At 61.3% G+C, this 11,934-nt stretch carries 12 protein-coding genes; 5 read left to right on the top strand and 7 right to left on the bottom strand.

Annotation, left to right across the window (positions count from 1 at the left end; all coding sequences use genetic code 11):
• Positions 1-99: 99 nt before the first annotated feature.
• Genes LQ788_RS07915 through LQ788_RS07900 form a run of 4 tightly spaced genes read left to right on the top strand, consistent with a single transcriptional unit; the run spans position 100 to position 4,049 of the window.
• Positions 100-870, top strand: coding sequence for a DUF998 domain-containing protein (locus LQ788_RS07915; protein ID WP_231446502.1), 771 nt, complete (start codon positions 100-102; stop codon positions 868-870).
• Between the two features lie 35 nt (positions 871-905).
• Positions 906-1,637, top strand: coding sequence for a 3-keto-5-aminohexanoate cleavage protein (locus LQ788_RS07910; RefSeq protein ID WP_231446500.1), 732 nt, complete (start codon positions 906-908; stop codon positions 1,635-1,637).
• Between the two features lie 46 nt (positions 1,638-1,683).
• A complete protein-coding gene (locus tag LQ788_RS07905; RefSeq protein WP_231446491.1) occupies positions 1,684-2,583 on the top strand; it encodes a macrolide 2'-phosphotransferase in 900 nt (299 codons plus the stop codon).
• A gap of 17 nt (positions 2,584-2,600) precedes the next feature.
• The gene (locus LQ788_RS07900) at positions 2,601-4,049 is read left to right on the top strand and encodes a dihydrolipoyl dehydrogenase family protein (RefSeq protein WP_231446489.1); all 1,449 of its coding nucleotides are present in this window, start codon (positions 2,601-2,603) and stop codon (positions 4,047-4,049) included.
• Positions 4,050-4,108: 59 nt separating this feature from the next.
• Here LQ788_RS07900 and LQ788_RS07895 read toward each other — a convergent pair whose 3' ends face one another.
• The 7 genes from LQ788_RS07895 to LQ788_RS07865 form a co-directional block, all read right to left on the bottom strand.
• Positions 4,109-4,804, bottom strand: coding sequence for an aspartate/glutamate racemase family protein (locus LQ788_RS07895; protein ID WP_231446480.1), 696 nt, complete (start codon positions 4,802-4,804; stop codon positions 4,109-4,111).
• Between the two features lie 8 nt (positions 4,805-4,812).
• Positions 4,813-6,234 (bottom strand): TRAP transporter large permease subunit, encoded by a 1,422-nt coding sequence (locus tag LQ788_RS07890; RefSeq protein ID WP_231446478.1) that lies wholly within the window; start codon positions 6,232-6,234, stop codon positions 4,813-4,815.
• Positions 6,231-7,421, bottom strand: a complete 1,191-nt coding sequence (locus LQ788_RS07885; RefSeq protein WP_231446471.1) for an NAD(P)/FAD-dependent oxidoreductase — start codon at positions 7,419-7,421, stop codon at positions 6,231-6,233. The genes LQ788_RS07890 and LQ788_RS07885 overlap by 4 nt, the downstream gene beginning before the upstream one ends.
• Positions 7,418-8,629, bottom strand: coding sequence for an NAD(P)/FAD-dependent oxidoreductase (locus tag LQ788_RS07880; protein ID WP_231446469.1), 1,212 nt, complete (start codon positions 8,627-8,629; stop codon positions 7,418-7,420). Before LQ788_RS07880 ends, LQ788_RS07885 begins: the two co-directional genes overlap by 4 nt.
• Positions 8,626-8,931 (bottom strand): (2Fe-2S)-binding protein, encoded by a 306-nt coding sequence (locus LQ788_RS07875; protein WP_231446467.1) that lies wholly within the window; start codon positions 8,929-8,931, stop codon positions 8,626-8,628. Before LQ788_RS07875 ends, LQ788_RS07880 begins: the two co-directional genes overlap by 4 nt.
• Complete coding sequence (locus LQ788_RS07870; RefSeq protein WP_231446466.1) at positions 8,928-9,191, bottom strand: (2Fe-2S)-binding protein; 264 nt, start codon at positions 9,189-9,191, stop codon at positions 8,928-8,930. The genes LQ788_RS07875 and LQ788_RS07870 overlap by 4 nt, the downstream gene beginning before the upstream one ends.
• Positions 9,192-9,308: 117 nt before the next feature.
• Entirely contained in the window at positions 9,309-10,310 is a 1,002-nt protein-coding gene (locus LQ788_RS07865) for a LysR family transcriptional regulator (protein WP_231446464.1), read from the bottom strand.
• A 165-nt stretch (positions 10,311-10,475) separates the two neighbouring features.
• Here LQ788_RS07865 and LQ788_RS07860 point away from each other — a divergent pair, with 165 nt between their 5' ends.
• Entirely contained in the window at positions 10,476-11,918 is a 1,443-nt protein-coding gene (locus tag LQ788_RS07860) for a YfcC family protein (RefSeq protein WP_231446462.1), read from the top strand.
• Positions 11,919-11,934: the final 16 nt, after the last annotated feature.

Raw genomic sequence — 11,934 nt, 5'->3', positions numbered from 1 at the left:
CTGACAAGCGCTTGAACAGTAACGACTTCGGCGTGTCGAACATATGTTCGCCCGATTGGACCCTTTTATTGCATCTTTCTCCAACCTATTGTTAGCGGCATGCGAGGGAACCGATATGCAGCTTCCGCGACGCCCGACTTAAGCGCTATGGCGGCGATCTGTTGGATTTTCGCCGGCATTGTCTATCTCCTCGCCGAGGCTGCCTCCGCATCCGCATTTCCGAACTATTCCTATGGGATGAATTACATCAGCGATCTCGGCGTGCCCGACGTCGAGACGCTGGGTGATCGCAGCATCGATTCACCGTTGCATGCGCTCATGAACCTCGCGTTCCTCGCCCATGGTCTTCTCTTCGCGTCCGCGGCAGTACTAGTAGCACGCGCCAGATCAAGGGCACGCGAATCGTCAAAGGCGACCAGATCGCGCCCGCCCCTGCAAGGAACGATCGTCGTCTGCGCTCTCGCCCATGCCCTCGGAATGGTGCTCATTGCCGTCGTCAACGGCGGTCAGCACAACAACGAGCTCGGCCTCGGTTGGATCCACCTCCTCGGCGCGTTCCTTGCCTTCTTCGGTGGGCACCTGACCGCGTTCTGCTTCGGCATCTCCCTGCTGAAGGACCGAGGCAGTCACCTCATGCGCGGCCGCATTCTTGGAGTCATCAGCATTGTGTGTGGTCTGATCGGGATTCTCGGGATCGTGATGCTCCAGGTCGACGTTCGGGCTGTACCGGGCACGTGGCTTCCCGATGGTGCGTGGGAGCGCATCGGCATGTACGCGATCATCGCCTGGGAACTCACATTCGGCATAGTCCTGCTCGTCCGGGGCAGGCTGACTCCCCTGTCGGAAAGCCCTATCTCGGCACTACACTGATGCACGTCCGGCAATGACGATTCGGAGTTGAGCCCGTGGCCGACAATGAGAACAACCGCATCTTCTTACAGGCAGCACTCAACGCCCGCGACCACCCGGCCAATCCCACCACTCCCCGCAGCATCGCCACCCAAGCCGCAATCGCCGTCGCCGCTGGAGCACAGTCCGTGCACCTGCATCCCTACGACGCTTCCGGTCGACAGTCACTTGATGCACACGATTGTGCCGCGACTCTGCAGGAGGTGCGCACTGCCTGTCCCGGAATTCCGATCTCATTGACCACCTCGGCGGAGGTCGAACCCGATCCCCAGCGACGTTTGGAACTCATCACAAGCTGGATCGAAGTGCCGGACCTTGTGACCGCGAACCAGGGCGAACCGGGCATCGTCGAGATCACCGAACTGCTGGCCGAACGCGGAGTCGGCATCGAAGCCGGGCTGCTCAGTCTCGATGACGCCCACCAGTTCATCGCCGCAGGCATTGCGCCGCTGTGCCACCGGGTCATGGTCGAACCCCTTGATGCCGATCCTGCGGCAGCAGTCTCCCACACCGAGGCGATCGAAAGCGCTCTCGCCACCGCCGGCATCACACTTGAGCAGGTCCATCACGGTGACGGAATCGCGTCCTGGGCCGTGAATAGAAGAGCCCTCGACCGTGGGCACGGCATCCGCACCGGACTCGAGGACACTCCGGTGCTCCCCGATGGCCGCGTCGCGAAGGACAATGGTGAACTTGTCGAAGCAGCCAGGTTCTTGACCGAGAACTGAACTGATCGACTCACAGTCACCGAAGCGTACGAAGAAAGGTGGAGCAATGCAGACCGACCGTTCGGAGACCACTGGCATTCGCGATCTGGCGCAGGCACATGGTCTCGACATCGACCCCGAGAACATCGTTGTCAATGAGTTGGGCCTCGACTTCCAAGTCGCCATCGCCGAGGCGGTTGATGGCGGGTCGTGGGTGCTGAGGATTCCGCGTCGCACGGATGTCACCGACCGTGCCGCCGTCGAGGGCCGATTCCTCTGTGCTGTTGCACCCCACCTGAGCGTTGCGGTCCCCGACTGGCAGATCCACACCACCGAACTCATCGCCTATCCGCTGCTGCCGGGCAAGCCTGGGCTGACGATCGATGAGCAGGGTCAGCCGCAATGGCATTTCGACGTCGAGTCGGCCGAGTACGCCCGGTCCCTCGCTGATTTCCTCGCCGATCTCCACTCCATTGATCCCGCGATCGTGCGTTCCTCGGGTATTGATGAGTTCTCCCCCGCCGAGGTGAGGCAGCGTAAGCGTGATGACATCACTCGCGTCGTGGCCGAGTTTGATGTGGCCCCAAGCCTGCGTGAACGGTGGGCCGCGTGGCTTGACGATGACGCCTATTGGCCCAACTTCACGACCGTCACCCACGGTGAGGTGTATCCGGCCCATCAGCTCATGGACGGGGAGAAGAACCTCAGCATCCTCGACTGGACGACGGCCGCTGTCGGCGATCCGGCCAGGGATTTCATGTTCCACCATGCCAGCGTCTCGGCCGGGGCGTTTGATGCCACGATCAAGCGCTATGTGGAGAAGGGCGGACGGGTGTGGCCGAAGTTCGCCGAGCACTGCGGCGAACTGTTCTCCACCTCTCCGGTCGAGTTGGGACTCTACGCTCTGCAGACCGGCGATGCTGATCATATGGAGGCTGCCCGAGCGCAGCTGAATCCTGGCGAATAATGGAAGCGCAGGTTGAAATGAGTACGTACAAACTCGTCCCTGATGATGCGGAGACCCTGAGCACCGATGTCATCGTCATCGGTGCTGGACCGGTCGGTGAGAACGCGGCCCAGTACGCGATCGAGGATTCTGGTCTTGAGGCGTTCATCGTCGAAGAGGAGCTGCTGGGCGGCGAGTGCTCCTACTATGCGTGCATCCCATCGAAGACGATGTTGCGCCCCATCGAACTTGCCCACGCGAGTCAGCACATGGACGGTCTCAAGGGTGCCGCCGTTGACCGGCGAGCGCTTCTGAAACGACGTGACGAGTGGGTCTCGCACTATGACGACACCGGTCAGGTCGAATGGGCGCAGGGCGCCGGGTTGCGCGTCGAACGTGGTCACGCGCAACTGGTCGGCGAACGACAGGTCCTCATCAACGGACCAACACCGGTGCTCGTGCAGGCGCGACATGCCGTAGTCATTGCCACCGGTTCCCAGCCGACCGTGCCGTCGATGTTTGCCGATGTGGCGCCGTGGTCATCACGCGATGCCACCGGGGTTCAGGAGGTCCCGGACTCGTTGGTGATCGTCGGTGGCGGTGTCGTCGCGGTTGAGGCCGCGACCTGGATGGCCGCTCTCGGTGCACAAGTGCGAATGCTTGTTCGCGGGGACAGCCTTCTGGCCAGCCACGAACCCTTCGTGGGCCAGCATGTCATTGAGGCGCTTGAAGGAGCCGGGGTCAGGGTCGATCTGAGAACCGAGGTCACCGACTGCAGTCGGCAACGGGCTGACGACACAGGCCTCGGTCGTATCCATGGCGGAGAAGTCACCATCCAGACCAACAGTCCAGCCGGGGCATCCACTTTCGAGGCTGACGAGATCCTCGTGGCGACCGGACGCAAACCCCGCCTCGATGATCTGGGTCTGGGGAGTCTCGGTCTGACTGGCAAGGACATCACAGCTGGAACGATGCCCGAGTGGCTCTACGCCGTCGGCGACGCCAGCGGAGCGGCACCGCTGACTCATTGGGGCAAGTATCGTGCCCGGGTCATCGGCGCACAGATCCGGGCCCGAGCTCTCGGCGAAGCGGCTGAGGAGATTCCGGAGAACGTGCCAGTTCCCCAGGTCGTCTATTCCGATCCGCAGGTCGCCTCGGTGGGAAAGACCGAGGAACAGGCCCGCAAGGATGGGCACGAGATCGAAGTCTCCCAGCTACCCTTCACCAGCAGTGCCGGCACCGCACTGCTGCGTGATGATGCCGAGGGCACAGCCCAGATTGTCGTCGACGTCCGTACCGGCCTGCTCCTCGGTGCCACCTTCGTCGGCCCTGAGGCCGCCGAACTGATCCACCCGGCGACGGTGGCGATAGTCGGCGACGTGCCGATCCATGTCCTGCGCCACGCGGTTCCGAGTTTCCCGGCGGCTTCGGAACTGTGGCTGCCATTGTTGGAGGGACTGCCTCGGCGAATGCGCCTCAGAAGTTGAGTGCATATGCGTATGGGGCCACAACCGACCGGGGCAGATCCGCCGCATGGAGGCGGTACTCACGTATCTGCCGCATTTCCGTGGTCCTTGACGGTGTCCGCCATCAGCCCACGGGCGAGAGCCACCGAGTCGTAGATCGGAATCTGGAGCACTTCCGTGATCGCAGCCCGGTACGGTGGAAGGTTGGTGCATTCGAGTACGACGGCGTCCAGCTCCGGATGCTGTCGAGCAAGCTGGCGTGCAACCTCGACGACTTCTCGTTCGACTGCCGCCGGGTCGAGCTTCATCGTCTCTTCGATAATTGCCGATCGGAAGGCCCTGCTATTTTCCATCCCGACGATCGCTGTTGGGGCCAGGGCGGTCGGACCCAGGACGTTCGCATTGAGCGCTCCGGCATCAGCCGTGATCACCGCGACTGAAGAATGGGTGTCCGAGAGCCGGTTGAGATAGTCGATGGCCGAGGCAGTAAACGGAACAGAGATCCGTGCAGACAGTTCGAATTGGAACCTCGCGAGGAACCCGCAACTTGTCGTGATTGCAACAGCACCTTCTCGGACAAGGTCGGCTGCCGCTTCGGCGAAAAGATCGATGAGGCCGGAATCCTGTTGGTGAACAACTCGCTTCGACGTCGCCCCTGTCACGGTTCGGTAGATGACAGGAAAGTCGAAGGTATCGGGGTTGCCAATATCGCCGGGGATACGGTCGAATCCGGTCTCCAGCATGAGCACGCCAAGTGGTCGGTTTTTCTGTGTCATTCGTGTCATCATCCGAGGAGGAGGAACAACAGACCGAGGATGATGAAGTACATCGAGTTCGGAAGGGCGAGGACCATGACCTTCACTGGATCGACTTTGGTCTTCAAAGTCGCGCCCACCAGACCGCACACGACGAATGCGGTGAGGCCGACTGGCGGCAGGTTCTGAGCTGAAGCGGCAATGTGGCTCATTCCCACGGCGATGTTCGTCGGGTCGACGCCGGCGGTCTCCAGTATCGGTGAGGCGAACGGCACGACGACCGTCTGCGCAGCGGTCTGCGAACCGATAAGCATACCCAGGATCATCAGGGCAATGGTGCTGATGACGGCGACTCCGGAGCCGGCGACGTGCTCGGCCATGGCAGAGACCGTGTCGACCGCTCCGCTTTCGTAGAAGCATCCGATGAGAAAGGCCGCGCACAGCTGAATAGCCACAGTCTGTCTGACATTCTTCAGCCCTTTACCTATCGTTGCCACGGGTTCCCGTCGCACCTTCTTGAAGAAGAAGGCGACGACTGTGGCCACGATGATAGCCATGACGACTGGGAATGCCAGACCGGCGAGAATCGGGACGGTGTTCATCCACGCGGTCATCTGTTTGATCCCGGGGATCTCCGCGAAGATGTCGTATCCGAATCCGGTCTTGAGCAGAACGATGACGACTAGGACGGCTAGCGGGATCATGCTGGCCCATCGTTCCCGTACCAACGTGCGCAGTTGACTGAGTCGAGTCTCTTGAGCTTCGTCGACTGCAGCAGTCGCTGTGAAGCCTCCGCCCGAGGTGAAATCGGCGGAAGAATCAGTTCGGGGGATCCGGGGCCGACGCACGAATCGGAAGGATTCGAGAATCGCTAGGATCACTCCGATCGTGACTGTGAGATACGACCAGAGGGTTACCGGGTCAGGGTCGGTATCGACCAGCGAAGCCGCCAGATACACGGCCTGGCTGATCGGAGGCATGATCGAGCCGAGAGAGGCGCCAAGAAGGATGATCATGCCGATCTGCACCGGTTTGATCTTCATCTCCGCCAGAGAATGGATCACAAGGAAGCCGATGACTGTGGCTGCGGCAATCGCATCGCCAAGGAGGGAGCCGGCAAGCGTGAGTGTCACGAACGTCGCAGCGATGAGTCCTCGGGGTGATTTGCCGAAGAGGATGCGCAGAAACGACATCGTCGTGTCCATCGCACCGATTCGCACCTGTGTCTCGGCGTAGATGCTGCCGAAGATGCTCAACGCGATGACCCAGGCGAGTGTATCGATCCCGTCGATCGTCGCTTGAATGTAGCTCAGCGGCGCCATTCCGGACAGCAGTGCAGCAGCGAGGCCGCCACCAAGCAGCGCGACCTGAATATTGCCGCCGATATAGGGAATCTTCTTGATCAGCGCGATGGCGAAGAGCACCACCAAGGATCCGATAACAACGATCATGATGCCTGCTTTCGTGGATTCAGTGTCGACCGTGCTCTGCTCAAGTGTGGAAGGTAGTCCCCTGCTGTGCGTTCTCCAGTCACAAGATCTCTCACGAGGACACCGGTGATCGGTGTCAATGCGATTCCGTCGCCTTCATGGCCAGCGGCGGTGATCCACCCGTCGAGTTCGTCATGGCGTTCGATGATCGGAAGCCCGTCACCGGTGTAGGGGCGGAAACCTGTCATCGCGCGGATAATGCGCACATTCTTAAGCGCCGGAACGATCCGCCCTGCATGGGTGGCTATCGCGGTCATCACATCGCGAGGCGGACGCTTGTCGAAGCCGGCGAATTCGCGGCTTCCGCCCACCAGGAGGGTCCCCGATGCGGTCTGGCCCAGAGAGAGCCCGATGCCGTATGGCGGGGGCTCATCGGCACCGGGCATATCCGCTAAGTGCTTGGCCGCTACGTACTGCGCGCACAGGAGATTGCCTCGGACTATCCGCGGCTGTACGTCGGAGATGAGGATGGTCCCTCGCCGAGGTGTGATCGGCGTGCTGATGCCCGCACGCTCCCCGACCTGGCCGGCGAACGGCCCCGCAGCGTTGATGACCATCCGAGTCGGAATCACACCGGTCGAAGTACTCACACCTTCGATTCGTCCGCGCTTGGCTATGACCTCGAGGAACTCTCGATGCCGATGGATGCGCGCACCAGCGCGAACAGCTGCGTCGGCGAGCGCAGCGTTGAGAGCCAGCGGATTCACCTCGGCGTCGTCGGGACTGTAACTGGCTCCCAGAACATGCTCTGCCAGCGCTGGCTGATGGTCTCTGGCTTGGTCACGGTCGAGAAGTTCGACCCGTATCCCTGCCTTCTTCTGTTCGACGATGAACCGTTTCATGAAGTCAAGTTGGGACTCGGTTTCGATCGCCACCATTCCCCCATCAGGGGCGAACTCGATGTCCGCGTCGAGTTCATCGGACAGGGTCGAATACATCGCGCGGGATTCCACAGCCATGCGCATGGGAAGCCCGGGCCGTTTCGACTGGAGGTAGATTGCCTTGTCGCAGGACCCGGAGGCGCCTGCTCCCGGTGCCATGGAATCGATGACGACAACCCGCAGACCCGACTGGGCTAGGCGCCAGGCCGCCGATGTGCCGATGACTCCTGCGCCGATGACGACGATGTCGGCAGTGGGATCGTTCATGCGCGCATATCCTGGCCGAGGTGGTCACACCATAGTTCGTGCATTCGACGCCGCCCTGCGGAGATCTCGGGCATGAATGTCAGGGGTGCCGATGCACGGGCCTCTTCGACGTCAGCACGTGCAGTCATAACAGCTTCCGACTGGTCGTCGTTGCCCGCGATCTTCTCGGCGATGACGGTCCCGACGAGTTCACCCTGGGCGCGGGCTACCTCGGCGGATTCGATTCCCGTGATGTTGCCGGCCACGTACATGCCCGCGGTCGTTGTTTCCAGGTCGGGCCCGTGCAGGGGAACTCGCCCACCCAGCTCCGCAACGTTGACGAGCAGACAATCACGTGTGAGGTCCTGCAGAGGATACAGACCGCCGCTGAGGCAGACAGCGTCCACGGGAATCAGGCGTTCCCTACCGATAGGCTCGCCTTTCGTGTTCACTCGCCTAGTACGAATGGACTGCACTTCGTCGTCACCGTCGATGCCCACGACACATTCACGCAGATGCAGAGGCATTCCGGCCATGCGGACACCAGTGCTGGGCCACATTCGTGCAACCACCTCGGCCATACCGGGGAACGTCAATGCCTTCATAGCCAGGCCGAGAGCCCGGTTTGGAGCCAGACGATGCAGACCGCCGAGCAGTGTGAACAAGGCACTCGGCGGCTCCGGCGCACTGAAATTGACTGGTGGGGGCGGGAGGTAGACGCCTGCGACCTCTATGTCAGCGGCGGCCAGCTCATCGACGATTGACAGGGAGAGCGGGTCGATTCCGATGATGGCGAGGCGCTCCCCAGGCAGAACACGATTGACATTGAGCATCGTCTGAACTGCACCGACGGCAAGGACTCCCGGAGTCGTCCACCCCGGCAGCCCGAGTGCCTTCTCCGCTGCGCCCGTGGCGATGACGATGTAGTCGGCGCTGATCGACTCACCACCGCTGAGTCCGAGGACGAACCCCGGGTCGAGTGACCAGGCGTACCTTCCAGATTCTATGATGACGCCGGCTCGTCGGGCTCGCTCTGTCAAGGATGCGGCTCGTTCGGCACCGATGTACCAGTCGCTTCCGCGACGGTAGAGCTGGGACCGCAATCGTCCGCCCGGGGTCGACCCTTCATCGACGACGAGAACCTGGGTGGGACCAGCTTCGGCGATGCGGGAGGCTGCCGACAGGCCAGCGGGTCCCCCACCGATCACGACCACGTCGACGTTTCTCATTCTCCGGCCTCGGTGGTGATGCACATATCTTGCCGCACGGGTGTCAGGCACGAACGAACGCTGACATTCGAACCATCGTCGCCGGTCACGAGGAGGCGGCATTCGAAGCAGTGGCCGATCCCGCAGTACATTCCGCGCGGCTGGCCCGTCTTGCTGCGTCGCAGCAACTTCTGTCCATCGGCCCACAGCGCGACGGCGACGGAGTCTCCCTCTCTGGCTATCACCTCTCGACCGTCGACGGTGATGCCGACCTCTGCGGAACTGTCAGGACCGAGGACAGGGTGGTTCTCGATACGCCTCATGGTTTGCCTGCAACCGTCTCGGAGGCAATGTCGGAGAGGAGCACGGGTCTGAGAACTGAGTTGCGTTCGAGTGTGCCGATCGTGTGATCGCTGAAACACCTTTCGAGCAGTGGCCCGCACACACGTCCCTGGCAGGTTCCCATTCCGACTCGCATCCGGAGCTTCGCCTCGTGGATATCGATAGTTCCCGTCTCATCGGCACATTTCCGGATGTCGTCGAGAGAGACATCTTCGCACCGGCAGACAATGTAGTCGTCCATACTCGGCCCTCTCCCCGTTCGCGACTGCTGTGTCGCAAGTGTGTACGGATACTCATTCAAGCGCATGCTGCCGCACATCGGGTAGATCTTCAGGTTGACGCTTGCTGAAGGGCAGGTTCAGAATCTCTGTAGCTCAGCGTCCAGAGTGAGCATGGGAGCGTCGAAAGTCACTCCGAATGCGGTCAGGGTCCAGGTGAGATAGTCGTCGGCTGCCTTGGCAAAAGCGTCGATGGCCGAAGCAATGAGCGGGTTGTGGTCCGTTGTGCGATGAATGAGCTGGACGCGTCGGTAGACCGGGCCGTCCATGAGCCGATAGAGATGGATGCTGCGGTCAATGCCCAGCGACAGGACAGGAACCAAAGCGATTCCCAACCCTTGGTTGACCAGTCCTCGAATGACGTCCGGGTCGTCGCTGCGGTGAGCGACCCGCGGGACAAAACCTTCACGTTCGCCGAGGTGTTCCAGGATCTGATTCTGTGTGCTCCCTTTGCTTCCACATGCCCAGTCCTCGTCCGCAAAGTCTCTGATTGAGTCGCGTTCGCCTGAGGGACCTTGATCGCGACCGATGACCACCATCTCTTCATGGAGAAGAGGAGTACTGGTCAATCCTTCAAGGATCGGTTGAGGCGTCGGCGAGTACTCATAGATGACACCGATATCGGCAAATCCTGCCTTGACCGACTCGACAACGCTGTCGGGGGTTCCCGGGGTAACCAAGGAGATCTCAGCTGCCGGGTGGTTCGAGGTAATACCGGCGACTGCGCGGGGAAGCAGCTGCGCGGCACCGCTTCCCGCCGCAGTGAGACGGAGCGTGCCCTTCTCTGCGCTTGCATATCCGCGCATGATGTCTGCAATCCCCGCGATGCTCTCCAGAAGATCCGCGCTCAGCTCGTACATCCGTTTTCCGGCGGCTGTGACTCGGACGCTTCGGGGTCCACGTTCGAAGAGAGGGACACCAAGGCTGCGCTCAAGCGCAGAAATCTGCTGTGAGATCGCCGAGGTGGTGTATCCGAGCTCTTTCGCCGCTGAGCTCAGTGACCCGTGTTCGACGACTGCTCTGAGTGCGCGCACATGTGTGAAGCTCACGGTTGAAAGCGCGGACTGGAACCGTGTGTCCACTCATTGCTCCTTTGCCGTACGAGATACCCCATCAGAGTACATCTGGTCTAGTCCGCACCAGATGTACCGGTCAGATACTGAAAGCCGTCTTGCCGTGATGGGCTCAGGGTAGGGTGATTCAACGGAAATATTCTTGTCGTGCCTATGCAATGAAGCTGGAGAATCATGGCTGATTCCGAAATGTCATCACAGGACACCTCTGTTCGTGAAGCCGCCGCGCCACCTCGGCGAAAACGCGAGATGCCGCATGTGTTCGTCATCCTCATGGCTGTCACTGCGATCGCCGCGATTCTCACTCATTTCGTGCCGGCCGGTGTCTTCGATCGCAAAACGGTCGACGGTCGCGACGTCATCATCGATGGCACGTTCCATGCGGTCGATCCGACGCCGGCATCGTTCTGGGATGTCCTGACAGCGGTGTTCAACGGGATGATCGGCGCCGCTGACATCATCTTCTACGTCTTCATCGTCGGCGCATCCTTCGGGGTGCTGCGAGCAACAGGCGCCATTGACTCTGCAGTGGCTGCGATGACGAGCAAGCTGCGGGGCAAGGAAATCCTCTTCATCCCTGTCCTCATGACGTTCTTCTCGCTGACAGGCGCCATGCTCGGACTGGCCGAGGAGACGATCCCCTACATCACGATCCTCGTGCCCATCGCAGTCGCCCTCGGCTACGACTCGATGGTCGGCGCAGCGGTCGTCCTCCTTGGAACTGGGTCAGGTTTCATGGCCGCGTTCATGAACCCCTTCACCGTCGGTGTGGCCCAGGGAATCGCAGGGCTCCCACTGTTCTCCGGCATGTGGCTGCGACTCATCCTCTGGGTGCTCCTCCTCGGTGCCGCCATCGTCTTCGTGATGCGTTACGCGCAGCGGATGAAGAAGGATCCGACGAAGGGCATGCTCTACGGTCAGGACTCACTCGCCGACGAGATCCGGCGGAAGGGTGACACGGAGACCCTGACGTTCACTCTGCGCCACAAGCTGGTCTTCGTCGTCCTCATCGCCACGCTGGTGACACTCGCCATCTGTGTGTCCACCCTAGGCTGGTACCTCACAGAGATCGCGGGACTCTTCCTGCTCATGGGGATCGTCATGGGCGTCGTCGGCGGGCTCGGGATGAACGGAACCGCCGAGGCCTTCATCGACGGTGCCAGAGACCTCGTCACCGGCGCACTCGTCATCGGCGTCGCCTACGGAATCCTCGTGATCTTCCAGGACGGTCAGATCCTCGACACCATTCTGGTCAACCTCGCCGCAGGCATCAGCCATCTGCCGCCGTGGCTCTCGGCCGTGGGAATGTTCTTCTTCCAAGGCTTGGTCAGCTTCATCGTGCCCTCCGGCAGCGGCCAAGCGGCGCTGACAATGCCTATTCTCTCGCCGCTGGCAGAGATGGTCGGTGTGACTCAGCAGACCGCAGTCCTGGCATTCCAGCTCGCCGACGGTATCGGCAATCTCTGCTTCCCCACCAGCGGCTTCTTCATGGCGGCGTTGGCGCTGGCCAAGGTTCCCTGGATCAAGTGGGTTCGCTGGATGCTTCCGCTGATCGCTGTTCAGATCACCATCGCGATCGCCGCCGTCGTGTTCGCTCATCTCATTGGGTACAGCTGATCGACGGAGGTCCCGA

The sequence above is a fragment of the Brevibacterium zhoupengii genome (assembly GCF_021117425.1).
Taxonomy (GTDB): domain Bacteria; phylum Actinomycetota; class Actinomycetes; order Actinomycetales; family Brevibacteriaceae; genus Brevibacterium; species Brevibacterium zhoupengii.
This window is presented reverse-complemented; position numbering and strand designations above follow the sequence as displayed.